Annotated in this window: 36 protein-coding genes and 2 pseudogenes; 13 read left to right on the forward strand and 25 right to left on the reverse strand. The window is 35.8% G+C overall.

Annotated elements, in window-relative coordinates; all coding sequences use genetic code 11:
* Positions 1–7 precede the first annotated feature (7 nt).
* From spoIIIAG to COO03_RS08980, 8 genes are read right to left on the reverse strand one after another with little or no spacing between them, the layout of a single operon-like run.
* Positions 8–673, reverse strand: coding sequence for a stage III sporulation protein AG (spoIIIAG, locus tag COO03_RS08945; protein WP_097896835.1), 666 nt, complete (start codon positions 671–673; stop codon positions 8–10).
* Positions 663–1,295, reverse strand: a complete 633-nt coding sequence (gene spoIIIAF, locus COO03_RS08950; protein WP_097896836.1) for a stage III sporulation protein AF — start codon at positions 1,293–1,295, stop codon at positions 663–665. Before spoIIIAF ends, spoIIIAG begins: the two co-directional genes overlap by 11 nt.
* Positions 1,296–1,307: 12 nt before the next feature.
* Positions 1,308–2,480, reverse strand: coding sequence for a stage III sporulation protein AE (spoIIIAE, locus tag COO03_RS08955; protein ID WP_097896837.1), 1,173 nt, complete (start codon positions 2,478–2,480; stop codon positions 1,308–1,310).
* A 10-nt stretch (positions 2,481–2,490) separates the two neighbouring features.
* A complete protein-coding gene (gene spoIIIAD, locus COO03_RS08960) occupies positions 2,491–2,889 on the reverse strand; it encodes a stage III sporulation protein AD (protein ID WP_255257262.1) in 399 nt (132 codons plus the stop codon).
* A gap of 8 nt (positions 2,890–2,897) precedes the next feature.
* Positions 2,898–3,101 carry a stage III sporulation protein AC gene (gene spoIIIAC, locus COO03_RS08965; protein WP_000020914.1) on the reverse strand — a complete coding sequence of 68 codons (204 nt, stop codon included), beginning with the start codon at positions 3,099–3,101 and terminating at the stop codon, positions 2,898–2,900.
* Positions 3,102–3,115: 14 nt separating this feature from the next.
* Positions 3,116–3,631 (reverse strand): stage III sporulation protein SpoIIIAB, encoded by a 516-nt coding sequence (gene spoIIIAB, locus COO03_RS08970; protein WP_097896839.1) that lies wholly within the window; start codon positions 3,629–3,631, stop codon positions 3,116–3,118.
* Positions 3,625–4,551 (reverse strand): stage III sporulation protein AA, encoded by a 927-nt coding sequence (gene spoIIIAA / locus COO03_RS08975; RefSeq protein ID WP_097896840.1) that lies wholly within the window; start codon positions 4,549–4,551, stop codon positions 3,625–3,627. The genes spoIIIAB and spoIIIAA overlap by 7 nt, the downstream gene beginning before the upstream one ends.
* 27 nt (positions 4,552–4,578) lie before the next feature.
* Positions 4,579–4,860, reverse strand: a complete 282-nt coding sequence (locus tag COO03_RS08980) for a YqhV family protein (RefSeq protein WP_097896841.1) — start codon at positions 4,858–4,860, stop codon at positions 4,579–4,581.
* Between the two features lie 209 nt (positions 4,861–5,069).
* On the opposite strand from COO03_RS08980, the gene COO03_RS08985 reads away from it, so the two are divergent.
* The gene (locus tag COO03_RS08985; RefSeq protein WP_097896842.1) at positions 5,070–5,609 is read left to right on the forward strand and encodes a GNAT family N-acetyltransferase; all 540 of its coding nucleotides are present in this window, start codon (positions 5,070–5,072) and stop codon (positions 5,607–5,609) included.
* 20 nt (positions 5,610–5,629) lie between these two features.
* Positions 5,630–5,950, forward strand: a complete 321-nt coding sequence (locus tag COO03_RS08990) for a hypothetical protein (RefSeq protein ID WP_097896843.1) — start codon at positions 5,630–5,632, stop codon at positions 5,948–5,950.
* Positions 5,951–5,985: 35 nt separating this feature from the next.
* On the opposite strand, the gene efp is transcribed toward COO03_RS08990, so the two are convergent.
* From efp to COO03_RS09010, 4 genes are read right to left on the reverse strand one after another with little or no spacing between them, the layout of a single operon-like run.
* The gene (gene efp / locus COO03_RS08995) at positions 5,986–6,543 is read right to left on the reverse strand and encodes an elongation factor P (RefSeq protein WP_097896844.1); all 558 of its coding nucleotides are present in this window, start codon (positions 6,541–6,543) and stop codon (positions 5,986–5,988) included.
* Positions 6,544–6,563: 20 nt separating this feature from the next.
* The gene (gene pepQ / locus COO03_RS09000) at positions 6,564–7,625 is read right to left on the reverse strand and encodes a Xaa-Pro dipeptidase (RefSeq protein ID WP_097896845.1); all 1,062 of its coding nucleotides are present in this window, start codon (positions 7,623–7,625) and stop codon (positions 6,564–6,566) included.
* Positions 7,626–7,629: 4 nt separating this feature from the next.
* Complete coding sequence (aroQ, locus tag COO03_RS09005; protein ID WP_097896846.1) at positions 7,630–8,070, reverse strand: type II 3-dehydroquinate dehydratase; 441 nt, start codon at positions 8,068–8,070, stop codon at positions 7,630–7,632.
* Between the two features lie 53 nt (positions 8,071–8,123).
* Complete coding sequence (locus COO03_RS09010) at positions 8,124–8,609, reverse strand: YqhR family membrane protein (RefSeq protein ID WP_097896847.1); 486 nt, start codon at positions 8,607–8,609, stop codon at positions 8,124–8,126.
* Positions 8,610–8,852: 243 nt separating this feature from the next.
* Here COO03_RS09010 and COO03_RS09015 point away from each other — a divergent pair, with 243 nt between their 5' ends.
* Together COO03_RS09015 and COO03_RS09020 are read left to right on the forward strand one after the other, a co-directional pair.
* Complete coding sequence (locus COO03_RS09015) at positions 8,853–9,776, forward strand: DUF1385 domain-containing protein (protein WP_097896848.1); 924 nt, start codon at positions 8,853–8,855, stop codon at positions 9,774–9,776.
* Positions 9,777–9,855: 79 nt separating this feature from the next.
* On the forward strand, positions 9,856–10,257 hold the full coding sequence (locus tag COO03_RS09020) for an SA1362 family protein (protein WP_097896849.1): 402 nt from the start codon (positions 9,856–9,858) through the stop codon (positions 10,255–10,257).
* Positions 10,258–10,277: 20 nt separating this feature from the next.
* On the opposite strand, the gene COO03_RS09025 is transcribed toward COO03_RS09020, so the two are convergent.
* The 3 genes and pseudogenes from COO03_RS09025 to COO03_RS09035 all read right to left on the reverse strand — a co-directional run.
* Positions 10,278–10,934, reverse strand: a complete 657-nt coding sequence (locus COO03_RS09025) for an HAD family hydrolase (protein WP_097896850.1) — start codon at positions 10,932–10,934, stop codon at positions 10,278–10,280.
* Positions 10,935–11,037: 103 nt separating this feature from the next.
* A complete protein-coding gene (mntR, locus tag COO03_RS09030; protein ID WP_097897058.1) occupies positions 11,038–11,466 on the reverse strand; it encodes a transcriptional regulator MntR in 429 nt (142 codons plus the stop codon).
* Between the two features lie 144 nt (positions 11,467–11,610).
* Positions 11,611–11,757, reverse strand: a pseudogene (locus COO03_RS09035) (spore photoproduct lyase family protein); the annotation flags it as partial.
* A 240-nt stretch (positions 11,758–11,997) separates the two neighbouring features.
* Here COO03_RS09035 and COO03_RS09040 point away from each other — a divergent pair.
* The 3 genes from COO03_RS09040 to COO03_RS09055 all read left to right on the forward strand — a co-directional run bounded on the left by COO03_RS09040 (position 11,998) and on the right by COO03_RS09055 (position 14,035).
* Positions 11,998–12,321 carry a PadR family transcriptional regulator gene (locus COO03_RS09040; protein ID WP_097896852.1) on the forward strand — a complete coding sequence of 108 codons (324 nt, stop codon included), beginning with the start codon at positions 11,998–12,000 and terminating at the stop codon, positions 12,319–12,321.
* Positions 12,321–12,992, forward strand: coding sequence for a DUF1129 family protein (locus COO03_RS09045; protein WP_097897059.1), 672 nt, complete (start codon positions 12,321–12,323; stop codon positions 12,990–12,992). The genes COO03_RS09040 and COO03_RS09045 overlap by 1 nt, the downstream gene beginning before the upstream one ends.
* Before the next feature lie 200 nt (positions 12,993–13,192).
* Entirely contained in the window at positions 13,193–14,035 is an 843-nt protein-coding gene (locus tag COO03_RS09055; protein WP_097896854.1) for a hypothetical protein, read from the forward strand.
* Between the two features lie 30 nt (positions 14,036–14,065).
* Here the strand turns inward: COO03_RS09055 and COO03_RS09060 are convergent, their stop codons facing one another.
* The gene (locus tag COO03_RS09060; protein WP_097896855.1) at positions 14,066–14,902 is read right to left on the reverse strand and encodes a lipoate--protein ligase family protein; all 837 of its coding nucleotides are present in this window, start codon (positions 14,900–14,902) and stop codon (positions 14,066–14,068) included.
* A 170-nt stretch (positions 14,903–15,072) separates the two neighbouring features.
* On the opposite strand from COO03_RS09060, the gene COO03_RS09065 reads away from it, so the two are divergent.
* Positions 15,073–15,456 carry a rhodanese-like domain-containing protein gene (locus COO03_RS09065; RefSeq protein ID WP_097896856.1) on the forward strand — a complete coding sequence of 128 codons (384 nt, stop codon included), beginning with the start codon at positions 15,073–15,075 and terminating at the stop codon, positions 15,454–15,456.
* Positions 15,457–15,485: 29 nt separating this feature from the next.
* Here the strand turns inward: COO03_RS09065 and COO03_RS09070 are convergent, their stop codons facing one another.
* Complete coding sequence (locus COO03_RS09070; protein ID WP_141523188.1) at positions 15,486–16,031, reverse strand: DNA polymerase III subunit delta; 546 nt, start codon at positions 16,029–16,031, stop codon at positions 15,486–15,488.
* 335 nt (positions 16,032–16,366) lie between these two features.
* Between COO03_RS09070 and COO03_RS09075 the strand changes: the two genes are divergently transcribed.
* The 5 genes from COO03_RS09075 to COO03_RS09095 all read left to right on the forward strand — a co-directional run bounded on the left by COO03_RS09075 (position 16,367) and on the right by COO03_RS09095 (position 19,015).
* The gene (locus tag COO03_RS09075) at positions 16,367–17,344 is read left to right on the forward strand and encodes a LacI family DNA-binding transcriptional regulator (protein WP_097896858.1); all 978 of its coding nucleotides are present in this window, start codon (positions 16,367–16,369) and stop codon (positions 17,342–17,344) included.
* Between the two features lie 95 nt (positions 17,345–17,439).
* On the forward strand, positions 17,440–18,021 hold the full coding sequence (locus COO03_RS09080; protein WP_141523176.1) for a TetR/AcrR family transcriptional regulator: 582 nt from the start codon (positions 17,440–17,442) through the stop codon (positions 18,019–18,021).
* A 72-nt stretch (positions 18,022–18,093) separates the two neighbouring features.
* Positions 18,094–18,426: a DMT family transporter gene (locus tag COO03_RS09085; protein WP_097896860.1), complete on the forward strand. Its 333-nt coding sequence runs from the start codon at positions 18,094–18,096 to the stop codon at positions 18,424–18,426.
* A 1-nt stretch (position 18,427) separates the two neighbouring features.
* A complete protein-coding gene (locus COO03_RS09090; protein WP_097896861.1) occupies positions 18,428–18,742 on the forward strand; it encodes a DMT family transporter in 315 nt (104 codons plus the stop codon).
* Between the two features lie 15 nt (positions 18,743–18,757).
* Positions 18,758–19,015 (forward strand): DUF3975 family protein, encoded by a 258-nt coding sequence (locus tag COO03_RS09095; RefSeq protein ID WP_097896862.1) that lies wholly within the window; start codon positions 18,758–18,760, stop codon positions 19,013–19,015.
* A 16-nt stretch (positions 19,016–19,031) separates the two neighbouring features.
* Here COO03_RS09095 and COO03_RS09100 read toward each other — a convergent pair whose 3' ends face one another.
* The 8 genes and pseudogenes from COO03_RS09100 to COO03_RS09145 all read right to left on the reverse strand — a co-directional run bounded on the left by COO03_RS09100 (position 19,032) and on the right by COO03_RS09145 (position 23,651).
* Positions 19,032–19,235 (reverse strand): hypothetical protein, encoded by a 204-nt coding sequence (locus tag COO03_RS09100; RefSeq protein ID WP_097897060.1) that lies wholly within the window; start codon positions 19,233–19,235, stop codon positions 19,032–19,034.
* A 401-nt stretch (positions 19,236–19,636) separates the two neighbouring features.
* Complete coding sequence (locus COO03_RS09110) at positions 19,637–20,230, reverse strand: ABC-2 transporter permease (RefSeq protein ID WP_097896864.1); 594 nt, start codon at positions 20,228–20,230, stop codon at positions 19,637–19,639.
* A 20-nt stretch (positions 20,231–20,250) separates the two neighbouring features.
* Positions 20,251–20,880, reverse strand: a complete 630-nt coding sequence (locus COO03_RS09115; protein ID WP_097896865.1) for an ABC-2 transporter permease — start codon at positions 20,878–20,880, stop codon at positions 20,251–20,253.
* Positions 20,881–21,145: 265 nt separating this feature from the next.
* On the reverse strand, positions 21,146–21,814 hold the full coding sequence (locus tag COO03_RS09125) for an ABC-2 transporter permease (RefSeq protein WP_170958152.1): 669 nt from the start codon (positions 21,812–21,814) through the stop codon (positions 21,146–21,148).
* A pseudogene (locus tag COO03_RS09130) lies at positions 21,795–22,668 on the reverse strand (ABC transporter ATP-binding protein). The gene COO03_RS09125 and the pseudogene COO03_RS09130 overlap by 20 nt, the downstream one beginning before the upstream one ends.
* A gap of 5 nt (positions 22,669–22,673) precedes the next feature.
* A complete protein-coding gene (locus COO03_RS09135) occupies positions 22,674–23,048 on the reverse strand; it encodes a GntR family transcriptional regulator (protein ID WP_097896867.1) in 375 nt (124 codons plus the stop codon).
* 116 nt (positions 23,049–23,164) lie between these two features.
* A complete protein-coding gene (locus tag COO03_RS09140) occupies positions 23,165–23,356 on the reverse strand; it encodes a hypothetical protein (RefSeq protein ID WP_141523177.1) in 192 nt (63 codons plus the stop codon).
* A gap of 70 nt (positions 23,357–23,426) precedes the next feature.
* Positions 23,427–23,651, reverse strand: a complete 225-nt coding sequence (locus COO03_RS09145; RefSeq protein WP_097896869.1) for a DUF3929 family protein — start codon at positions 23,649–23,651, stop codon at positions 23,427–23,429.
* Between the last annotated feature and the right edge of the window lie 25 nt (positions 23,652–23,676).

The raw sequence follows: 23,676 nt of genomic DNA on the forward strand, positions 1-23,676 counted from the left end.
TTCCTCCCTAGCCCTTTTTTGGTAATACTGCAACGCGGTGAGATGGTACATCTAACATACGCGTCACTGCTTCTTTTACCATTGCTTTTATTTGTATATTATCCACTCCCTTTGCTACGACAAGGACACCACGTACTTTCGGTTTCTCTGTTCGTAAAACAACTGGAGTTTCTTTATCACCTTCGCGTATAATGACCGTCTTTTCATCAAGAGACTCATCTTCCACTTTTCTTGTGCCTCCTGTTTTATCGGTTTCACTTGTTGTTTGCGAACGCTTCACAGTATTTTTTTCAAGTATTTTTTCCTCAGATGAATCTAAATTCACTGTAATAGATACATCTTTTACCCCTGTTATATCTTCTAATGCAGATTTCAATTCTTGCTCATATGCTTTTTCGTATTTTTCTACAATTGACATGTTGTCGCTATTCTTTTGCCCAAAGGTCGGCACATCTTTTCCTGAATCTTGACTTGTCTTTTCTTTGAACACGGGCACTTCTTCTTTTTTTGTTTGAAAGAAATTGCTAGAAAACATAAGCAAAATTCCAAGTATGAGTAGGACAAGCAAAAACTTTGGTGTTACCTTTTTCCCCTTCTCCTTATCATCTTTTTCGTCCCCTTTCAATAAGTTTCGAAAAAACGAGAATTTTAGATTTTTATCTTTATTGTCCATTTACTCTACCTGTCCCTCCTTCCATTTGAACTTGGATTTGTTTATCCTCTAGCTGCCATTTGTTTGAAAAGAACTCTTTCATTTCTACATTTGTTTCTTCCGAAGTTTTCCGTGGTTCTTTCGTATTAATTTCAACTGGTTTTACTGTTTCAATTGCATCATTTTTCTTCGGTTCAGCTTCTTTTAGTGTCACAATGACAGATTGGATATCCTTTGCTGTTTTTACTTCTTCTTTCGTTTCTGGTGCAATTACTTTTATTTCAGACACTGTCACACCATACTTTTTCTCAAACTCTTTTCCAACTTCTTTTTTCATTTTGACAGCCATCTCTTCTAAACTATATGCACGTGTGAGAGCTTGTATTTCTTTTTTCTTTGTATCAATTGAATTTTTTACCGATCCATCTGTTACATATTTTTCTTGATTAAAATTCGCAATCACTTCATTTACATCCGTTTGTAATAACTTAAATAGCGGCGTCAAGATTAAAACGACTAACAATAAGCTCACAACAAATTTGACATACTTTTGTAGATTTGAATTGGGAAGGATAAGATGAAGCATTGTCGCCAAGAGTAAAAAAACGATAATATTTCTAATCCACTCTGTAACAAATTGCATACTTGCCACCTCCTATCGCATCATAAGGGTAATGTTCCCCGCGGCAATAATAATGGTAATACTTAAAAAGAACATAAACGATACGATAGCTAAGCAAGCAAATACATAGATAATACTTCGTCCTATAATATCCAAGCACTGAATAATAGCTCCCCCGCCAACTGGCTGTAGTACTGCTGCGGCAAATTTATAAATAAATGCAATACAAAAGATTTGAATCGCTGGAAACGCAACGATTAAACATAAAATAACAAGCCCTATAATCCCGACTGTATTCTTTAACAACCCAGAAGCACTAATCACAGTATCTGCCGCTTCTGTAAACATCCTTCCTACCACCGGAATAAAGTTTCCTGTTACAAACTTCGCTGTTTTAACTGCTATACCATCAGCAACTGCTGTTGCTGTCCCTTGCACTGATAATACTCCGAGAAAAACGGTTAAAAAGATACCAATAATCCCAACGCTTACATTTTGCAGGAGCTTGGACAATTTCGTAACTTTATATTGATCGCTCATTGTACTCACAATACTTAAGATCGTCGCAAGCAATAAAAGAGGAAGTACAATATAGTTCATGAGCATCCCACTTGTATTCATTAAAAAAATGATAATCGGATGGAAGAATGATACCGATACAACCCCGCCCCCTGTCGCTATGAGTGCTAGTAAAATAGGAAGTAAAGCTAATATGAAATCTACCATCGTTTGAATTGTTTCTCGCGCATACGTCATGACTACATAAAAACTATTTAAAGCGAAAATAATCAGCACCATATATACAACTGCATCAGCAATTTTACTCACGCTGCTCTTTGAGAAAGCGGATTGTAAGGACTGTAATAATGCACTAAAAATTGTGAGCATAATGAGCGTCCCAAGTAATTTTCCATTTGCAACAAGCTCATGGAACAAATATTTCAATAGCCCTGTCATCCACTCTTTTATAGAAAATTCCTTTTCTCCCTTTACAAATTCCATAAAACTTCCCTTTTGACTCTCTGGTAAATAGCCTCCATATTTTGTGACAAGCCCGTCCCAATACTGCTTCACATCTTCGATTCCGAGTTTATCTAATTGCTGATCTACGACGTTTTTTTCTAAAGGAGAAGCTTGTACAACAATTGGTAAAGAAAAGAAGAGGAAGCAAGCAAACAGTAGCTTAGCTCCAAACTTTCGCAACATTCACTCCCCCTTATCCCGTAGGTAAAAAACCAAGGATTGTTTCAATTACAACTGTCAAAATCGGAATAGCCATGACAAGGATTAAAATTTTTCCTGCCAATTCAATCTTTGAAGCAATCGCCCCTTGACCGGCATCTTTTGTAATTTGAGCACCAAATTCGGCAATATAAGCAATGCCAATGATTTTTAGCAGCGTTTCTACATATACATTGCTTACCTTTGCTTCACTTGCAACTCTCTCAATCATTCTTAAAATAGAATGGATTTGATCGATTAATAAAAGAAACATTACACTACCAATGAACACAATGAACAACGACGTGATACTAGATTTATGTTGATTCAAAACAGCAGCTAAAAAAGTTGCGACGAGGCCTAATCCGACAATTTGTATAATCTCGATTCGAATCGCCTCCTTTACTGGAAGAGAAAGACACTTTTTATCTTGTCAAACAAAGTATTAATCAGAAATGCAACATGAAATAAAATAACGACAAACCCAACGAGAATAACCCAGTTTGCAATATCTTCTCGCTTTAATTCTTTTAATACGGTATGAATGAAAGCTAAAACAATGCCGATTCCGGCGATTTGAAATATTAATCCAACATCAATGGACATCGCCTTTCTCCCCCCTATAGCAGTAAAATTACAATGAGTAGTCCTGCTAACACACCTAAGCTTTTTATCATCTTTTCATATTGAAGTTGCAGCGCTTTCGCTTCTCCCTCTTCTCTTTCTAAATGTGTAATACATAAGCGAATATGTTTTTGCTGCGATTCACGATCATGCTGCCCTAACGTTTCACCGAATTGTTGCAAAATCTCATATTCAGTTTGTCTAAATGCAGTTAGTTTCCAATTTTCTTGTAAACTGTCAAACCAAGCCTCTCTAACTGTCTGTTCACCGCTCTCTAGCCGTTTAGAGAAACTTTGAAATATCCAATGTAATGGCCTTGGCATTTGCTTTACTAAGCGTTCTGCCGCTTCAGATAAAGGCGTATGTCCATACATAATTTCAGCTTCTAACGATTGAAGCGCTGCTTTTAAAAGCCTCAGTTGACGCGGACGTTCACTATATCTTTTGGCGTACGAAAAACCAAAGAAAGTAGTAACTACTACAATTAACACCGCACCAAATATTTTCACCATACACTTTGAACCTTCCCTCGCCTTTGAACAGGCTTTCCATCTCTATCCTTCACTTGAACAACGGTTCCAGGGCCCTTTGCTTTTGATAGTTCAATAAAGCGATCAAACACACCAAGTTCCATTACAGCCTTTAAAGATGGTCGCTTCATTACATCATCAAAAGAAAATCCGTGCGCACTTATAAAAAGCTGAACACCAGCATGGACTGCCTCCATAATTGCTTCACTATCTTCCATGCGCCCAATTTCATCAACGATTAATACATCCGGGCTCATAGAACGAATCATCATCATCATTCCTTCTGCTTTTGGACAAGCATCCAGCACATCAACCCGTGGACCAAATTCATATTGCGGAATCCCTTTTACACATCCCGCAATTTCTGAGCGTTCATCAACAATTCCAACTTTACAAGAAGGAATTTCATGAGGACGGACCCCTTGACTCATACAACGTGCGACATCCCTGAGAAGTGTTGTTTTCCCTGTTTGTGGCGGTCCAATTACCATCGTATTTAACCAACGTGATTCATACAAATAAGAAAGAAGAGGTTCGGCAATTCCCATTTTTTGACGCGCAATCCGAATATTAAATGATGAAACATCTCGGATCATCTTCACTGCACTTTTCTCTGTAATTACTTTTCCCGCCAAACCAATCCTATGACCACCACGCAGCGTAACATACCCGCGTTTTAACTCTTCTTCCATCGTATAAATTGAATATTGACTCAGCTTATTTAATAAATAAATGGCATCCTCTGCTGTGACGATATAATCATAAAAAAACACCTCTCCGTATGCGATACATTCGAGCGGCCTTCCAATTCGAACCCGGATTTCCTCTAATTCATGATATTGTTTACAGCCTTCAATGAACTGTTTCATCGTTTTTGGTAAAACCTCTAATACTTCCTTCATCGGCTTCTCCCCACTATAATTGACTTACTATTTCAACACTGCAATAAAAATGCAGCCAATTCCAAGAGTTAGAAAAAAAAGTTTCAAAAAAGAAATTTCACTTGCGACGCTCGCAATGCCGATTGACATCGTTATGATTAATACAGTCGGTCCAACAAATGCCAACATACCGTTTATAAACAATGCCTTTTTCGCATCATTCACATAGAGCATAAGCAAAGCGGCGAATATCTCCACACTACCTGAAAACAACCGAAGCAATCCCATGACAAGCACGGATGTTTCCATTGCCGCCAGCCACTGTTTCATTCTTCCACCTTCTCTCCTAACAATTACTTTTCAAGCAGCTTCTTAGACTTACTAAAAAAGCCGTATTTCAAAAAGAATAGATTTGTACAACCATATGCAGAGGTTGTCTATTTCAGAAGTAAAAACATAATTTTTCTACTTTGATCATAATTAAAATCTGAATATTCTTATTATTTTATGTTATATTTAATAAAGAAAGGAGATAGGTTATGAAACATATCCTATTATTACCATTTGATTTACAATATGCAGAAATCATTTTTACATTATCAAGCGATCCACATGTGAAAGACACCCTAGGTCTAAAAGTAGAGACTATCGAAGACACGAAAGCATTTATTCGTTTTACAATGGAAGACGAACAGAAAAAGCATTCTCTATCAAGAGTGATTGTAAATGAAAAAGAAGAAGTAATTGGCATCACTACCCTCAAGCACATCAATTATGAAAAAAAGCAATCTCATATCGGTAGTTGGCTAGGTTATCCTTATTGGGGACAAGGATATAATGAGGCTGCTAAAAAGGAAATTTTAAAAATCGCATTTGAAGAATTACATCTAAAACATGTATTTGCTGGTGCCAAAACTACGAATATCCGTTCTTTAAAAGCACAGGAGAAATTACCTTATATGTCACTACACGTAGAAAAGAAATTTCCAGATGAACACGCTGCATTAGAAAAGGAAACAAAGTCTCCTTGTACACTACACGTTGTCTCTCGAGAAAACTTTTTAAATTGGATGAAATGAAAGAATGAGGAGGTATCAAAATGAAGAAAGTTAAATTCTTTATGACAATTGTATTAGAGCTTGTTGGTATCTACCTCTTTTCAAAGCTAGTTGGTTGGTCATTTATAGAGACCTTTTTTCTAGGAAGTTTAAGTATATTTGCGGTTATATGGTTCATTATCATGAGTATATCAAGGAATGCCAATATGGATCATGCTGTATATAAAGGCTTGACGGGTGTTGAAACAGGAGAAATAAAGCCATTTCAAATCAATTTAAATCCATACATAACTGGTACTCTGTCTCTTGTTGTTATCAGTCTTGTTACAACCATTATTTATTATCTACCTTATTTCATGTAAAAAGCACCCGTGATAATCACGAGTGCTTTTTCTAACTATGCACGAGAAACGTATTTACCTTCACCTGTGTTGATGATAAGCATTTCGCCTTCGTTAATGAAGATTGGTACTTGTACAACAAGACCAGTTTCTAATGTAGCTGGTTTTGTTACGTTAGAAGCTGTGTCACCTTTAATACCTGGCTCTGTTTCAGCAACTTTTAACTCTACAGTATTTGGAAGTTCAACTCCAAGTACTTCGCCTTGGTATGTCATAATAGCTACTTCCATGTTTTCTTTTAAGAATTTTAGCTCGCGCTCGATTTGAGCTTCACCAAGTTCGATTTGCTCATAAGTTCCGTTATCCATGAATACGTGAGACTCACCGCTCGCGTATAAGTATTGCATACGACGGTTTTCGATATGTGCTTTTTCTACTTTTTCACCAGCACGGAATGTTTTTTCTTGAACAGAACCTGTGCGAAGGTTACGTAGTTTAGAGCGAACGAACGCAGCACCTTTACCTGGCTTTACGTGTTGGAAATCGATAACTTGCCATAGGCCATTGTCCACCGCGATTGTTAAACCTGTACGAAAATCGTTTACTGAAATCATGCAAAAAATCCTCCTGTGTATTACAAAATAATAAGTTCTTTTGGAGATTTTGTAATTACTTCATTGCCTTCACTTGTTACGATGATATCGTCTTCAATACGTACACCACCAACACCCGGAATATAAATACCCGGCTCTACTGTCACAGCCATTCCTGGCTCAAGTACCGTTTCAGAGCGAGATGCTAAGCCTGGTGCTTCATGAATCTCAAGACCCACTCCATGACCAGTAGAGTGACCGAAATATTCACCGTATCCTTTTTCCGTTATGTAATCACGTGTTAATGCATCAGCTTCACGGCCAGTTAAACCAGCTTTAATGCCGTTCACACCACGCAGCTGCGCTTCTAAAACGACACTGTAAATTTCTTTTAATTTATCAGATGGTTCACCGACTGCAATCGTACGAGTAATATCCGAGCAATATCCTTTATAATAAGCACCGAAGTCTAATGTTACGAAATCTCCTGTTTCTATCACTTTTTCAGATGCCACACCATGCGGCAATGCTGAGCGAAGTCCTGAAGCAACGATAATATCAAACGAAGAAGATGTTGCTCCTTGTTTTCTCATGAAAAATTCAAGTTCATTTGACACTTCAATTTCAGATACTCCTGGGCGAATGAATGATAGAATATGTTCAAAGGCAGCATCTGCAATCTGTGCAGCTTCCTTTAATATCTTAATCTCTGAATCCGTCTTAATCAAGCGTAACTTTTCTACAAGTCCAGAAGTTGGAACAAATTCCGCTTCAACAGCTTCTTTATATGCTGTATAAGAGCTATATGTAAGAGTATCTTGCTCAAAGCCAAGCTTTTGAATTCCTAATTCTTTCACTTGTTTGGCAACTTCATCAAGAATTGGTCCTGTATGCTTTACAATTTCATAGCCAACAGCTTGTTTACCAGCTTGCTCTACGTAGCGGAAATCTGTAATAAACAGCGCACGCTCATTAGAAATGAGTACGACACCAGCTGTCCCTGTGAAATTCGTCATGTATCTACGGCTATACTCATTCGTTAATAAAATACCATCAATACCAGCTTCATTAAATGCACTTCTTAATTTCGTGATTTTTTCCATCAGTTTATGCCTCCCTAAGTTTCTCCAATAATGCAAATAACGCTAACTTATAGCCATAAAAACCAAATCCAACAATTTGTCCTGCCGTGGCAGGTGCCGTCACCGATTCATGACGAAACGACTCTCTCTGGTGGATGTTAGAAATATGTACCTCAATAACAGGAATCGAAATACTCGCAATCGCATCTCGGATCGCGTAGCTATAATGCGTAAATGCTCCTGGATTTAAAATGATTCCTTCATATGTATCATCAGCCTCATGAATGATATCAATAAGAGCACCTTCATGATTCGATTGGAAACACTCTAACTCCACTCCCAATTTCTCTGCTTCTTGCTTTATCTCTGTTTCAAGCGTCGCTAACGTTCCTTTTCCATATACATTCACCTCTCGAACACCGAGACGATTTAGATTAGGACCGTTTACGAGGAGTAACTTTTTCATCTTCTTAAACTCCTTAATATAAAGAATGTCTATACAACATTCTAACACAGGAATCACTTGTTTGAATAGTTTGTCTTCTCTACACCTTCTCCTCGATTCTCATTATTCGCTTCAAACGAAACAGAATATGAAATAAATACACCATATAAAATAAAGATACATATCGTTGTAACAATTGTTTCTTTCGGTAAATGAAGTGCATTTTTAATAACAGGTGCAATAGAACCAAGCCCGAAAAATAAAATGCTCCACCAAAAAAGCCCATACAATATTCCAGGTAGTACCCCTTCAAATCTTTTGAAAAGAGCCTTATAGAGAAACGCCACTAAAATAGAAAGAAGCCCCATACAGACTATACCCGATACATTTCCCCAAGCTCCTTCTTTCCAATTCCCAAGAGCAAATGGTAAAAGCAAATAGTTTGGTCCAGCTTCTGTAAATGAGAAAAAATGAAGAAAATACCATATACTTCCCCAAAAAACGCCACCAAATAAACCAATCTGTACAAATTTATTTATCCCTGATTGTTCTTGCTTCACGTTGCCACCTCCGCTTACTAGTATGTCCGAAACTATTTTGAAGCATGTTTAAATCATGCGAAATTTGTCTATAAAAAGAATAAGAAATGTCCTACTCTCGTAACATTTTTTCTTGTCATCCGCTTGTATTTCTCGATAAAATATAGGAAACTCGGTAATTGTCAAATCTCACAATGACAGAACCAAGTATGACAATTGCCTCTTTTCTATATAAGAGAGAAACAAATACAGGTTGGTGTTAACATGGCAGAAGAGTCAAAACAAATATATGGTGGGCAAGCGGTCATAGAAGGAGTTATGTTTGGCGGTAGAGAATATACTGTTACAGCGGTTCGTCGTAAAGATGAATCAATCGAATTTTATCGATTGCCACGCGTTCGTAATAAAGTATTAACCATACTAAAGAAAGTTCCATTTTTACGAGGCATCGCCGCTATTATTGATGCAAGTGCCAATGGAGCAAAGCATTTAAACTTTGCTTCTGAACGATTCGACGTTCATCCAGAAAATGATGAACAACTTGCACAAAAAAAAGAAGAACAGTCAAAATTAACGATGATATTAGGAGTAGCAGCAGTCGGGGTGTTATCATTTATATTCGGTAAAGTCATTTTCACGGCGGTTCCGGCACTTTTAGCGGAATTGACAAGGCCGATTTTCCCATCTCATACTGGGCAAATCATTGTCGAAAGCATCATTAAGCTCATTCTATTACTGAGCTATATATACTTCGTTTCACTAACCCCACTTATTAAGCGGGTATTTCAATATCACGGTGCGGAACATAAAGTAATTAATGCTTATGAAAATAACCTTCCACTGACTGTAGAAAATGTTCAAAAACAAACCCGCCTCCATTATCGCTGCGGAAGTAGTTTTATTATATTTACAGTTATTATCGGAATGTTCATCTACTTTCTTGTTCCAACTGATCCTCTTTGGGTCCGAGTTGTAAACCGTATTTTATTGATTCCAGTTGTTCTTGGTATTTCTTTTGAAGTCTTGCAGTTTACAAATCGTTTGCGAGATATTCCGGTTTTACGCCTATTAGGATACCCTGGGTTATGGCTTCAACTATTAACAACAAAAGAACCTGCAGATGATCAAGTTGAAGTTGCAATCGCATCATTTGAAGAATTATTACGTTTAGAAAATAAACAACAATAATTATTTAAAAATGATGTTCAACTCCTTTCCTCATCGCTAATATACTAATTTTAATATATGTTTTTAGGAGGTGTTCCTTATGAACGGTCGTTCGTTTATGTTCGCTATATTTGTGCTTATTATTGGTTTAGCAATATTTGGTCTCGTTTCATCTGCAATTACAGATCCGAAAGGAATGTTACAAAACATTGGTATTATGTTACTTGTTGTTGGTATCTTTTACTTGCTATACAAAATGTTCACAAACTCCAGTGGTTCAGCCAATTCGCAAAACTCCTATAAGCGTGCTGCGAAACAATCGAACCGCAAATATGGAAAACAAAATGTAGCACCCCTAAGCAATTCTTTCTTAAAACGAAACGCTTCCGATGACAAAGGGAAGAAAGGAAATCCAACTTCGTTAAAACGGAAACGAAAGCAATCTCATTTAACTGTAATTGAAGGTAAAAAAAATAAAAAGAAAGACCGTGCTTCCTTTTAGGAAATACGGTCTTTCTTTTTTCACGCTCGATTCCTTACATATTGAAGTACTTCCGTTAAACTCTTTTCTTTCATACTTCCTAAACGCAGATGATGATTTTCAAACTGCAAAGTCTTTGTAACCTCATTTGGTACAACAACGCACGCTAATCCTGCCGCAAGCGCCGCTTTCAATCCATTTAACGAATCCTCAAACACAACAGCTTCTGCAGGTTCTATCCCTAACTCTTTAATGGTTACTCTATACAGCGCTGGATCTGGTTTTACTTTCTCTACATCCTCTTTTGTTTTAATGACTTCAAAATACTCTCGAATACCTAATCCTTCTAAAAATCCAACAACCCATTCTCTTGAAGAACTAGATGCTAAACCGATTTTCAATCCAATTTCTTTTGCTTCTTCTAAATACTCTTTCACCCCATCGCGAGCTACTGGCATTTTCATTTTCTCTTGATGCAAAATCGAGACTTTTTCTTTTAACTCATCCCGATTAAATTTTTCTTTTAACTGTTGTTCAATGTATGTATAAAGCACTTCATCTGTTGTTCCAATACATTTCGCAAACTCCTCTAGAGGTAAGTCCCCACCATATTCGCGAACTACCTCCTGAAAAGATTGAAACCAAATCGTTTCTGTATCTACAATTAATCCATCAAAGTCAAAAATAATTGCTTTCATTCCTATCCCGCCTTTTACAAAACGATTTTCACATTTCTATACATTCAACTTAAACCAAGTGATTTCCTCTTCTAAACAAAAAAGGAAACGCATTTCGTTCCCTTTACTTCCCCTGCTCTTCATTTGCTTTTTGAACACCGCGAAGTGTTTCAATTCGAAGCTCATCTTGCTCAAAATATTGTACTAAATCACCAATACGATCGATTGCTTCCCAGCTTAAATGATGCTCAATTCCCTCTACATCATTATAAATCTTGCCTTCATCCACACCGATAATACGCATAAATTGCTCTAGTAATTCATGACGATATACAAGACGTTCTCCGATTTTTTTACCCTTTGTTGTTAATACAAGCCCTCTATATTTTTCATAAATTAGATATTCATCTTTATCTAATTTTTGTACCATTTTTGTTACAGAGGATGGATGCACACTAAGCGCTTCAGCAATATCAGATACGCGGGCATATCCCTTTTCATCAATCAACAAATAAATTTGTTCAATATAATCTTCCATACTAGGGGTAGGCATCGGTTTCCACCATCCAATTTCATTTTGTGTATTCCGCACTAAGCAATCAATAAAATGATACACCAGAAAGAATAACGTGACAAGGGTGGAAACAAGCCTAAATATATAAAATAAAAAAGAATCTGTATTCATCTACAGATTCTCTCATGTAAAATATTGAATTTCCGCATTAGGGAAAGATTTATGAATATAACCTCTAATCTTTTCTTCTAGCCTCACCGCATCATCTTTTTGATACACATATTTTCCGATTCCACACCGTTCCCACTTATATTTTCGTTTTTCTTCATCCTTTGTAAATTTCTCATACAGCTCTTTTCCAAACGGGTATTCAAACGCCTTTGGTTCGAAATAAACGAGATTTGGCATAAACAGCTTCATACAATCCCCCCTTTTTTAGTATGGATAGCAGAGAAAGATTACCGCTTTTTTAAGTTTTCCACTTCAGTAACTTGCGTAGCAAGTTACTGAAGTGCTATAATTCAAATAACAGCTACCTTGCACAACAAGTTACTAGGAAGTGGTGAACTCATGCATAGTCAAATGCTAAAAGGTGTGCTCGAAGGATGCATTTTATACATCATCTCCCAAGAAGAGGTGTATGGGTACGAACTAAGTACGAAATTAAACCAACATGGTTTTACATTCGTAAGCGAAGGTAGCATTTATCCCCTTTTATTACGAATGCAAAAAGAAAAACTCATTGCTGGCACATTAAAAGCTTCAAGCCTTGGTCCAAAGCGAAAATATTACCATGTAACAGATAAAGGATTCGAACAGCTAGAAGAGTTTAAAAAGAGCTGGGGGATGGTTTCGACAACGGTAAATAATTTATTGCGGGGAGAGTCTGAATGATGAACGCAAACGAATTGGTAGAACTTAACAATAAAAAACGTGAGCTTCTAACACCTGAAAATGAAGTTGCTTATGGGGACATGTTGGTATATCTACGATTAGCTAATGTTCCAGAACAACAAGTAGAGGAGCTATTACTAGAAATTTTAGACCATCTTATTGAAGCTCAAAAAGATGGTAAGAATGCTTATGATATTTTTGGTGATAACTTGCAATCTTATTGTGATGAGCTCATATTAGCTTTACCTAACCAAACAAAATTAGCAAAAACATCCATGATTGGTTTTGCTATTAGTTTGTTACTTGCTATACAATTTGGGATGGATACAATTGTTTCATTTTTTATTTTACTTTTTGAAAAAACAACTCAATTGACAGGCCCATCATTTAGTATTCCTGGAACTACTTTTTCCATTTTAATGATTATATTAGGCATACTTTTCATTTTATATTTATTAAAGCGCTATTCCTTTAATCAAACAATGAATTGGAAAAGAAGAATTCTGTTCGGACTCGCATTTTCTATTCCATTTTGCTCAGCGGTATTTATAAACATTTACTTTAAAAAACAACCTTATCTTTCTTATCATTTAACAACTTGGCAAAATGCTTTAATCGCTATTTTCTTTTATATTTTATATAAACTGCTATATAAAAAATCAAACTTTTAACAGCCTTTTGGAAGGCTGTTTTTCTTCTGTATAATTTTACAAATTGAAAAATTTCATAAAGAAAAAAAGAAAAATGCAAAATAATTAACGTAAATTGTTGACGTGATGCTTTTATTATCGGTATCATATTTCTTCGTGAGCAATTATTTTTCGTTATACGATTTTTTTATTATTACTGAATTTTTGAGAGGGGAAATTTGATGTCACTTAAGAAGAAAACGCAAGTACGCACCGGCAAAATGGTACGTGAACTAATGTTAGCAGATGAAGATGTAAGTGCTTCGCTAATTATGGTATATAGTGAAAACGGTGTAAACGCAGAAATTAAAATCGAGGGCTTAACGCCGAAATGTAACGAAGAATTATTTTTGAGCGGAAATGTGGATTGGAACAAAAGTGTGATTTATAAAATTGTCGATTTCACAGGTAACGCTGAAGTTGGTAAAGTTACATTAACAGCAATGAACAAAAACAATGTTTCCCTAGAAATTGAACGCGTTATGTGGAGTAAAGAAAATAAAGAAGCTGCTGAACAGGACGTAACACCTGTAGAAACAGCTCCCAAACAAGAAGTAGTCGTAGAGGCTCCTAAAGTAGTCACAGCTGCTCCAAAACCTGTTACACGCGTTGAACAACCTGTTGTAACTCCTAAACCTACTCCGGCACCAGCGCCGAAGCCAGTGCGTTCAGAAACGGTTGTAGAACGACCTACTCCAGCACCTGTAAAAAAAGAAGTACCGACTCCTGTTACAAAGCAAGAGACGGTTGCAGCTATACCTACAAAACCGAAGCAAACAGTTACAAATGAAGCCAATTCAAAATTACAAGAAAATTATGTAAAGCTTGTAAAAAAGACAATTGAAGTGTGTCAAGATTATGAGCTTGGCATCGATATAGATGATTCTATTGAAAATTTAAAAGAAGAATTACAAAGCCAAGGAATTAGCGTTACATTCGATAAAGAAATTATGGATGTTGTAAATCGTCTTCGTTCTTTACAAGAAAAAGGAATCAAAGTAGAAAAAGTACTTAATTTATTATAAAAAAATAAGGAGGTGGCAATTGCCATCTCCTTATTTTTTATAATTCCATTCATCACTTTCATACTTTTCTTTTGCTAATGTTTCTACTTCATGAAGCTGCTCTTCTGTTAATTCATATGGTACAAGTTCTACATTTAAGCCTTTTTCAAATCCAGCTTGGAACGCTTCAATCAACTGTTCGATTGTAAACGTACGATCTGTTAATTCATTGATTGCGACAGCCTTAGAAGAAAACATGCTCTTCATACGCTCTTTCACTCGCTCATTTGGGAATAAGAATAAATCATACAGCTCATCTAAGTCGATTTCTAATGGAATCGATCCATGTTGTAAAATTACACCTTTTTGACGCGTTTGAGCGCTTCCTGCAATTTTTCTGCCTTCAACGACAATTTCATACCAAGACGGTGCATCAAAACATACACCTGAACGTGGATTTTTTAAATTTTCACGATCCGCTTCTGTTTTTGGAACCGCATAATACGCTTCTAATCCTAGCGCCTTAAAACCTTCTAGTAGCCCTTGTGAAATGACGCGATACGCTTCTGTAACTGTTTTAGGCATATCGGGATGATCTTCAGAGACGATCACACTGTACGTCAATTCCTTATCATGCAATACGCCCCTACCACCTGTTTGTCGGCGAACAAACCCATATTTCTTTTCATTTACTACATCCATATTGATATCTTTTTCTACACGCTGAAAATACCCAACTGTTAATGTTGGTACTTCCCATTCGTAAAAACGAATGGTTGGAGGCATTTTCTTTTCACTTTGCCAATTTAATAAGCATTCATCTAACGCCATATTAAATGCCGGCGAACATTGACCAGAGTTAATATAACACCATTTTTCTTTTCCCATCTTGCACCTCATATAACCAATTATTTTTCACAATCTCTAGTCTATCAAATTCGACAAAATTTGTGAAAGAATACGAAATTTCTTCTTATCTCCACATGAATCTGTTGCATAAATACATATGGGCATTATAATATTGAAAGTAGGATAAGAAAAAAGGGAGCGATAGAATCGTGTCAACAAATTTGATTATTATATTGTCGGTGATCGTAGGAATCATCGGCTACTCTGTATGGATGTTTTTCTATCAGAAAAAATTAATTAAAACACTTTCAGAAGAAGAGTTTCGCGCTGGCTACCGCAAAGCACAGCTTATCGATATTCGTGAAGCAGATGAATTTAACGCAGGGCATATTTTAGGTGCTCGTAACATTCCATTATCACAAATTCGCCTTCGTCACAAAGAGCTTCGCAAAGATCAACCAGTTTATTTATATTGCCAAAATGGCTTCCGTACAGGTCGTGCAGCTCAATATCTAAAAAAACAAGGTTACAAAGATTTCTACCAACTACAAGGCGGATTTAAATCTTGGACTGGAAAAGTTAAAAAGAAATAATATGCGAAAGAACTAGCTGAAAGTCTCAGCTAGTTCTTTTCTTCCATATTGTTGGCAATATATAATAAGTTCTGTTTGATTACTTCTTCATTTTGTACTGTCGCATTTCGATACAACAACTGATATTCTAATCCTTTTTCTTTCCATATCAGCGTTGCAAATTCTTCTCCTCGTTCACCGTCATCTTTATTTTTAAAATAGGCAGCTGCTCCATTATTCAACCTCATTTGTTCCTGAAATCGATTTTGTTCCACAATATAAGGAAAACTGTAAGAAAAGTTCGCAACTGTTAATTCCACATAATCTTTGCGTCCTTTCTCTTGTTGCTTATATTTAATCGTTAAGACAGCATTCTTCTTCCCAATCGTTCTTACTTCCCCTTTGACATCACTTGTAATGTCATACGGCAAAAACGTTGGAACTTTAAAATGCGCTGGAAAATATTTAGAAACATCCTGTAATACAATAGGACCAGATATACGATCTACAGCCCCTCCTGCACTTTCCACAAATTGTTTTTCTTCCTTCATCGTTTGCTGAAACGAACATGAGCTAAGTAACACACTCGAAAACACGAAACAAATGATCCCTTTTTTCAATTTGTTTCCGCCCTTTCATATCGCTCTCTTAACGAACGAAGCGTTTATATGTTGTTCATATTCGCTCCTTCTTCTCACTCTCCCTTTGAAAACTTTCCTCGTTATTCTCACACTTTTTGACATAGCATATCGTATCTTTTTAGACAAAAAAAGACTTTCCACTATTCTTACGCCCAAGCGAAAAGGTTACGCGAATAACAGAAAGCCCTTTTATAACATAGATTGTGAAAAGCTTTTCAGGTCAAGCTTTTTTCACTTTCTTTCCATTTTTATCTATTTGCCTTTATAATATAAGCTAAGAGGTGATACATATGGTAAATATAAAACAAATTGCGAAAACCGCTGGCGTATCCATAACAACGGTTTCGCGCGTATTAAATGATCATCCCTATGTAAGTGAAGAAAAGCGCGAACGCGTTTTAGACGCTGTTGAACAATTAAATTATGCAAAAAATATAAATGCGGTTCACTTAATAAAAGGAAAAACATTTACAATTGGTGTCATGCTTCCTTTTATCAATTTACCCTACTTCAGCACGATTATTGAGGGGATTGGGAATGAGGCATTAGCTGCTGGTTATCACATTAATTTATGCCAAACAAATTACGATAGTATCGAAGAAATTCGAGTTCTTGAAACGATGAAAATGAAACAATTCGACGGCATGATTATATGCTCTCGAACAAGCTCTTGGGAGCATATTGAACCATTCGCAAAATTTGCTCCTATCATCTCATGTGAAAAAATGATACATTCCCTCATTTCATCCGTCTATGTTGATCATTATGAAGGATTTCGTATTGGTACAGAATATTTATTGCGTAAAGGTCATGAGAAGATTGGTTTTTGTTTAGCAAGGCAGAATAGTGTAAATACAAAGCAGCGTGAAAAAGCCTTTTCCGATGCTCTTCATACTGCAAAAAAAAGAATACAACCAGATTGGATGTTTTACCAATGTTACAATATGCAAGATGGGGCAAAAGTTCTGCACAGTATTTTAAACATGAAAGAGCGTCCAACTGCTATTTTTGCCGCCAATGATCAAGTAGCCGCTGGTTTAATAACTGAAGCAAGAAAACACGGTCTACGTGTACCAGAAGATCTCGCCATTCTCGGCTTTGATAACCATGAAATTTCGAAAGCATTAGAGATTACAACAATTGAACATCCTGGTCTAACAATGGGTGCTCGCGCCTTTTCTTTATTTCATAAGCAAATACAGGCCGAACAAATTATAGGTAGCTCAGAGGAACTCCCTTTCCATTTAATTGAACGAAAAACTGTGTAAAGAGTGCCCATTCAGGTACTCTTTTTCAATCATTTGCCTCATTGACTTTATGTTTATTCTCTTTTATAATGGACCTAACGAACGGTAGGTAGGGGATGAAAATGACAGCAAACCGCATTAAAGCTGTAGCACTTTCTCATTTCGCACGCTACGGCTATGAAGGGACTTCATTAGCAAATATTGCTCAAGAAGTCGGGATTAAAAAACCATCGATTTACGCACACTTTAAGGGAAAAGAAGAATTATATTTTATCTGCTTAGAATCAGCTCTGCACAAAGATTTACAATGCTTTACAGATGACATAGAAAAATTTTCAGAATCATCTACTGAGGCATTGCTTGTAAACTTATTAAAAGGTTACGCAAAACGATTTGGTGAAAGTGAAGAATCAATGTTTTGGTTACGCACTTCTTATTTTCCTCCCGATGCATTTCGCAAGCAAATTATTGAAAAAGCAAATGCTCATATTGAAAACATCAGAAAACTTTTATTTCCTGTATTCAAACGAGCAAATGAGCAAGGTGAACTGCATAACATTGAAATAAAAGACGCTTTAGAGGCTTATTTATGCTTAATTGACGGTCTTATGGTTGAACTATTATTCGCAGGTTTAAATCGCTTTAAGACCCGCTTAAACGCCTCTTGGAAAGTATTTTGGAGCGGCCTTTCAAAATGACGGATTGCTTACTTAGCGATGCGTCGTTTTTCAGCCCTTTACCTAACGACTGGTAGGAAGGAGAAATAATATATGGCATGGATTTATGTAATTGTAGCTGGCATTATTGAAATTTTTTGGGTAATTGGACTCAAACACGCAACAACACCAATTGAATGGATTGGTGTCGCTCTTATAATCGCAATTAGTTTTGTCCTATTGTTTAAAGCTTATAAAGATTTACCTGTCGGAACTGTATACGCTGTGTTCACAGGAATTGGAGCTGGCGGAATCGTTCTTACAGAGATTTTCATCTTCGGAGAACCTTTTTCCATTGTAAAAATTCTATTTATCGCTTTAATTTTCTTTGGAGTAATTGGTTTAAAACGAGTAACGGGTGAACAAGAAGAGAAGGAGGCTGCATAAAATGGCATGGGTATTTTTAATTATTGCTGGTATTTGTGAGATTCTTGGTGTACTGTTTATGAAAGTAGCCACGAAAAAGAAAGGCTGGGCACCAAAACTTATTTTGATTGCCAACTTCGGTGTAAGCTTCTTCTTCTTATCACTTGCAATGAACTCATTACCGATGGGAACAGCTTACGCGATTTGGACTGGAATTGGAACTGCCGGAAGTGCACTTCTCGGCATCTTGGTTTTCGGCGAATCAGCTGATTGGCGTCGCCTTGCCTTTTTAAGCTGCATTTTATGCGGTGCAGTTGGCCTAAAATTAATGAGCTAACGTGAGGTGAATGTCATGTGGAAAGAAAAAGGGAAACAAATCCTAACAGGGATTATAATTGGAATCGTTATTCTACTACAAGTAGGCTTTCATATTATAGAATGGCTATTTCATAAAGTAATCGCTATTCTTACATTCCTTCCCAACATGGCACTTGAAGTTGCATCCATCGCTTGGTCAATTATTGCATCGATTATAATCATTATTATTTGGAATATCGCCAAACTTTGGAACAAACTATTTAAAAAGGACAGTTCTTCTGAAAAGAAGTAACTGTCCTTTTTCGTATTTACCTAATAGGGGTAGATTTTCTATAAAAATTTGATGCGATAAGGCATAGTATCCCAACAATCAAAACACTCATACCGATACCTTTATTCATATTTGGAAACACTTGAATGTCCGAGTAAACATTTGACAATATAAGTCCAAAAGAGAATAATATTGATCCGATTCCTAATAACATTTTTCTTTTTAGCTTTTGTTGTTTCATCATACTTCCCCCCCTAGAAAATTTCATACCCACCCTTCTTTTGGACATACTACACATAAAGGAGCTGATTATATGCAAAATTCTATACATAAACATATCCTATTGTTATTTTTCTTATTTCTTTTCTTTGTTATATGTTTCAGCCTTATATTACATACACCAAAAGATATGCCGAGCACCGTTTCTGTTTACCAGTTACTCTTGTATTATTTCTCCTCTTGAAGAAGGTGTCTTTTGATAAGACACCTTTTTCAATAAGAAGAATTCCTATTGTTACAAAGCCGTTCCGAACAATCGATGTGTAAGTACTGAAAGAGATGCAAGCATAACTATATAATGTTGTTCCTATTCGTTTCTGATGAATAAAACCTCATGATTTTCCTCATCTTCTCTTGCCCTCTCTATAGATCTCTTCGTTCGTATAACTTCGTACAAACTAACATTGATAAAAACATCATACAAATTGCACCCACAAATAAGAAAACGCTATTAAAGCTTGCCTGCTTAATATTTATTTTAAAGAAAACCTCAAGAATAAATATCGGCGCTATTAAAATAACTAAGGTCATAATAAATGTTTTTTGATAACCTAGCATAAAATATATTGGCAACATGAAACTAAAAATAATGAAACTAAGACTCATACTAGGTACAACTGTCATTTTTATAAAATTCACTGTCTCCATTCTCAGCTGAACACCCACTGTAAAGTAAGCAATAATTACACTGATTATTAGAATAGTCAGTGCAAACATATACTTTGCCCATATCATTTGTTTTCTACATATCGGCAGACTAGTAAACATCTTTTCGCTTTCATTTTTTTCATCACTATAAAACGTTCTCATGATTATCATAACTGGAATAATAACTGTCGTAAGTGTGAATGTACTCTGGTTATCGTGCGTCGCCATATAGAATAAAAAAGGATATATAATGTACCAAATGAAGAAATTCCTTTGTACGATAAAATCTTTTATGATAAGTTGCTTCATATAACCCTCCCCTCTTTCTTTTATAAATCACGTTCTTTATACAAACTGATTGATAACCACATAGATACAATATAAAAAAGCACAAGTACAGCTACAAAAATAATATTTACTGTAAAATTAAAAGCCCATTCATTAGCCTGATTAGTCCATAAATTTTTGACTATTGAACCACTGAGAAAAGCAAGGAAACCGCCAATAAAAGGTGCAATATTCTTAGCTTTACTATGTCCTATTGAAAAAACTAAGGGCAAAGCAAGACTTACATAAACAACCGCTCCAGTAATACCCCCAAGAACCGTACACCATACAATAAATACATCCATATGAGATATTCCGTACCGTAATTGAATGCTCCCTATCATACTTCCTAAAATAATTCCAATTAAAATGAGTAAACTAGAAAATATATACTTCGCCATTACAATCTCTTTTCGCTTAAATGGCAAGCTATTTAGTACCTTCTCGCTATTATTTTTTTCTTCCTGACTAGAAGAAAACATCGTTCCAACTAGCGGAATAGTTAGACAACAAATCGTTATAAGACTCTCATTTTTAAAATTGATTAACAGTAATAAACCAGGATATAAAAGATACAAAATACTTATTTTTCGTTGTAAGATACAATCTTTTAAAACTAGTTGTTGCACCACTTTTTACAACTCCTAACATTATCACTTAATATCTGTGTATCATTATAATTAAATTGATGATATAGTATATTAAATCTGTTACATTAAAGCTCCCTATTTTCAAATATCCTGATAGAAAACAAGTTGTGAAGCAAGGAATTGCTATCTGAAACGGTTCAATAAACTGTTTTATAGCGCAATAAATAGGCAATATCAGATAGAGGATAAAAACTTTTCGCTGTAAGAAAAATTCTTTCCAAATGAGCTGTCTCATAACTCTCCCCCTTTACACATCTCTTTTTTCATATAGTCTGATTGCTGTAAACATGGAAATTATATATAGAGCCATTAATCCTATTGCCCCTACTATACATATCCCTACATTTGACATATTTGAAATCCAATCACCAAATGAGGCCTCCACACCATATTGACTACCATCTATAAACAAACTAATAATAATTAAAGGCAATACGATGAGTATCGCTAATACACCACGTAATATTTTTGAATCTGTACTATAATAAACAGGTAAGAAAAATGCGGCATATAAGAATGGAGCTGCTATACCTTTTAACACTGTATACCATGGAAGTTCAATATAGAGATACGGATGGTATAAAGCGATATCTTCAATTGTAGTCAGACCCCTTATCATCCAAACAACGGCTAATGTCACTAAGATAGCTATAATCGCTACCATTGAAATAACTATATATTTCGCTATAACTATCTCTCTTCTTTCTAGAGGTAAACTATTTAAAAGTTTTTCACTATCATTCTTTTCATCTTGTGCCATAGTTAATATAAGAGATGCTAATGTTGATACTAGGCAACTTGCAGCAAAAACCGATGAATCAGATAAATTAGAGATAAAAAGGAATGTTGAAAATCCTAAATAGAATATCCACATAGCCCTTAGAAAATATAAATCTTTAAACACAAGCTGACGCATTAACTCTTCTCCCCTTCGCCGTATAAACAACAATATCATCTAAAGTCGGCTTTTCTAGCACAACTTCACTCCCAAACCAATCTTCAATCGCTTGTTTATCCTTAGCCAATCCTTCAAAACCAAATTTATTTTTACGTATTCCGATAAAGAGTTCTTTCCCTTCTGGATCTAATAAATCATTGCTTCCTTTTACGATTACATGATTTTCTAATATCTCATCTTTCTCGCCTGTAAAGACGATTTCTCCTTCGTTTATGAACGTAATATAATCCGCAATACGCTCTAAGTCTGTTGTAATGTGCGTCGAAAATAATACAGATATTTCTTCTTCCATTACAATTTCTTGCAGCATATCGAGCAGTTCACTACGGACAACAGGATCTAATCCTGATGTTGGTTCATCCATAATGATGAGCTCCGCATGATGTGATAATGCCATCGCAAATCGCAAATTTCATTTTCATCCCTTTTGATAGTTGCTTAATCTTTTTGCTTTTTGGAACTTGTAATCTCTCCATATATGTTTGATATTGCGCTTCATCCCAATTCTTATATAAAGGTGCAATAATCTTCTTCATTTGTTCACATGTTAAATCTTCGTAGTAGTGATTTTCATCGTATACAAATCCGATATTTTGCTTAATTTCTTTTTCTGCTTTTTGATTGTCCTTACCGAAAATGATAATATCCCCACTATTTCGTCTTATTAAATTCATAATCATTTTAATGGTCGTACTTTTCCCGGCACCATTTGGCCCGACAAATCCCATAATATATCCACGTGGCAATGTAAAACTTACATTTCTCACTGAAAAATCTTGATAGTTTTTACAAACGTTTTTTAACTCTAACATGGCTCTTATTCCCCCTTATATAGAAACGCAATCATCTGTTGTAATTCTTCCAGTGAAAGCTGCAAAAATTTACTTTCATTTACGATCTCTTCCGCTTTACTTTCTAATAAGCGCAATCTTTGTTCGCGTATCAGCTCGTTATTTTGCACGGAGACATACGTCCCTTTTCCCGCAACAGTTTCAATATAACCTTCTTTTTCAAGCTCTTCATATGCTCGTTTCGTCGTAATTACACTAATTTGTAGTTCTTTCGCTAAGCTGCGGATAGACGGCAATTGATCTCCACCCTTTAAACCACCATTTAAAATAAGCTGCCGCAATTGCTTACTAATTTGCTCATAAATAGGGTCTGGGGAAGAATTTGAAATAATAATATTCATGTTTTCCTCCACTGTGTATATACTGTGTATACTTCATATATACAGTATATGCACAGTGTCCTATTTTTTGCAAGAAAAAAAGACCAACATTTTCCTGTTGGTCTTCTATATATGTATCACTTTTCAAAGCGATCTAGCATTTCATCTCTCATCCCAAAGCTAACAACCGCAATTCCTACATACATAAAAATAAGAAATGCCGGATGCACCGCATTGTACCAGCTGCTATCAACAATTAAATAAATCGTTAATGCCGCAACAAGTACAAATGCCAAAATAAACATATAAAAGTGTCTTGTACTACCCATGATAAACTCCTCTCTTCTCACTTCACCATTCAACAGTATATTTTATCGAATAATTCGATATGACTCAAGGCTAACTTTCTTGTATGTAATCAAGTTCTACCTTTATGATGTCATCACAAGCTATCGAAATGATCGTTCCTTGTTTATCAATCGCTGTTACCTCTTCATTGTCCATCACACGATGTGCTACACGTTCTAACATTTTCCCATGATCTCGATAACAAAATTCTTTTATGTCTTTAATCGTCTCTCCATTTTCCAAATAGTATACCATCCTATAACATTTATAACCCATGCTTTCACCCACCTTGTTTGTTTTT

The organism is Bacillus sp. AFS098217 (assembly GCF_002551815.1).
Lineage (GTDB): Bacteria > Bacillota > Bacilli > Bacillales > Bacillaceae_G > Bacillus_A.

Excerpts from the sequence above, each read along its gene's own strand:
- COO03_RS09020 (WP_097896849.1), top strand. The coding sequence starts at position 9,856 with ATGAACGGTCGTTCGTTTATGTTCGCTATATTTGTGCTTATTATTGGT.
- COO03_RS09085 (WP_097896860.1), top strand. The coding sequence starts at position 18,094 with ATGGCATGGATTTATGTAATTGTAGCTGGCATTATTGAAATTTTTTGG.
- efp (WP_097896844.1), bottom strand. The coding sequence starts at position 6,543 with ATGATTTCAGTAAACGATTTTCGTACAGGTTTAACAATCGCGGTGGAC.
- COO03_RS09080 (WP_141523176.1), top strand. The coding sequence starts at position 17,440 with ATGAAAATGACAGCAAACCGCATTAAAGCTGTAGCACTTTCTCATTTC.
- COO03_RS09125 (WP_170958152.1), bottom strand. The coding sequence starts at position 21,814 with ATGCGTCAGCTTGTGTTTAAAGATTTATATTTTCTAAGGGCTATGTGG.
- spoIIIAF (WP_097896836.1), bottom strand. The coding sequence starts at position 1,295 with ATGCAATTTGTTACAGAGTGGATTAGAAATATTATCGTTTTTTTACTC.
- COO03_RS09075 (WP_097896858.1), top strand. The coding sequence starts at position 16,367 with ATGGTAAATATAAAACAAATTGCGAAAACCGCTGGCGTATCCATAACA.
- COO03_RS08980 (WP_097896841.1), bottom strand. The coding sequence starts at position 4,860 with ATGAAACAGTGGCTGGCGGCAATGGAAACATCCGTGCTTGTCATGGGA.
- COO03_RS09045 (WP_097897059.1), top strand. The coding sequence starts at position 12,321 with ATGAACGCAAACGAATTGGTAGAACTTAACAATAAAAAACGTGAGCTT.
- aroQ (WP_097896846.1), bottom strand. The coding sequence starts at position 8,070 with ATGAAAAAGTTACTCCTCGTAAACGGTCCTAATCTAAATCGTCTCGGT.
- COO03_RS08990 (WP_097896843.1), top strand. The coding sequence starts at position 5,630 with ATGAAGAAAGTTAAATTCTTTATGACAATTGTATTAGAGCTTGTTGGT.
- spoIIIAB (WP_097896839.1), bottom strand. The coding sequence starts at position 3,631 with ATGGTGAAAATATTTGGTGCGGTGTTAATTGTAGTAGTTACTACTTTC.
- COO03_RS09145 (WP_097896869.1), bottom strand. The coding sequence starts at position 23,651 with ATGGGTTATAAATGTTATAGGATGGTATACTATTTGGAAAATGGAGAG.
- COO03_RS09055 (WP_097896854.1), top strand. The coding sequence starts at position 13,193 with ATGTCACTTAAGAAGAAAACGCAAGTACGCACCGGCAAAATGGTACGT.
- COO03_RS09100 (WP_097897060.1), bottom strand. The coding sequence starts at position 19,235 with ATGAAACAACAAAAGCTAAAAAGAAAAATGTTATTAGGAATCGGATCA.
- spoIIIAA (WP_097896840.1), bottom strand. The coding sequence starts at position 4,551 with ATGAAGGAAGTATTAGAGGTTTTACCAAAAACGATGAAACAGTTCATT.
- COO03_RS09095 (WP_097896862.1), top strand. The coding sequence starts at position 18,758 with ATGTGGAAAGAAAAAGGGAAACAAATCCTAACAGGGATTATAATTGGA.
- COO03_RS09015 (WP_097896848.1), top strand. The coding sequence starts at position 8,853 with ATGGCAGAAGAGTCAAAACAAATATATGGTGGGCAAGCGGTCATAGAA.
- COO03_RS09060 (WP_097896855.1), bottom strand. The coding sequence starts at position 14,902 with ATGGGAAAAGAAAAATGGTGTTATATTAACTCTGGTCAATGTTCGCCG.
- spoIIIAE (WP_097896837.1), bottom strand. The coding sequence starts at position 2,480 with ATGTTGCGAAAGTTTGGAGCTAAGCTACTGTTTGCTTGCTTCCTCTTC.
- pepQ (WP_097896845.1), bottom strand. The coding sequence starts at position 7,625 with ATGGAAAAAATCACGAAATTAAGAAGTGCATTTAATGAAGCTGGTATT.
- COO03_RS09040 (WP_097896852.1), top strand. The coding sequence starts at position 11,998 with ATGCATAGTCAAATGCTAAAAGGTGTGCTCGAAGGATGCATTTTATAC.
- spoIIIAG (WP_097896835.1), bottom strand. The coding sequence starts at position 673 with ATGGACAATAAAGATAAAAATCTAAAATTCTCGTTTTTTCGAAACTTA.
- COO03_RS09140 (WP_141523177.1), bottom strand. The coding sequence starts at position 23,356 with ATGGGTAGTACAAGACACTTTTATATGTTTATTTTGGCATTTGTACTT.
- COO03_RS09025 (WP_097896850.1), bottom strand. The coding sequence starts at position 10,934 with ATGAAAGCAATTATTTTTGACTTTGATGGATTAATTGTAGATACAGAA.
- mntR (WP_097897058.1), bottom strand. The coding sequence starts at position 11,466 with ATGCCTACCCCTAGTATGGAAGATTATATTGAACAAATTTATTTGTTG.
- COO03_RS09090 (WP_097896861.1), top strand. The coding sequence starts at position 18,428 with ATGGCATGGGTATTTTTAATTATTGCTGGTATTTGTGAGATTCTTGGT.
- COO03_RS09110 (WP_097896864.1), bottom strand. The coding sequence starts at position 20,230 with ATGAAGCAACTTATCATAAAAGATTTTATCGTACAAAGGAATTTCTTC.
- COO03_RS08985 (WP_097896842.1), top strand. The coding sequence starts at position 5,070 with ATGAAACATATCCTATTATTACCATTTGATTTACAATATGCAGAAATC.
- spoIIIAC (WP_000020914.1), bottom strand. The coding sequence starts at position 3,101 with ATGTCCATTGATGTTGGATTAATATTTCAAATCGCCGGAATCGGCATT.
- COO03_RS09135 (WP_097896867.1), bottom strand. The coding sequence starts at position 23,048 with ATGAATATTATTATTTCAAATTCTTCCCCAGACCCTATTTATGAGCAA.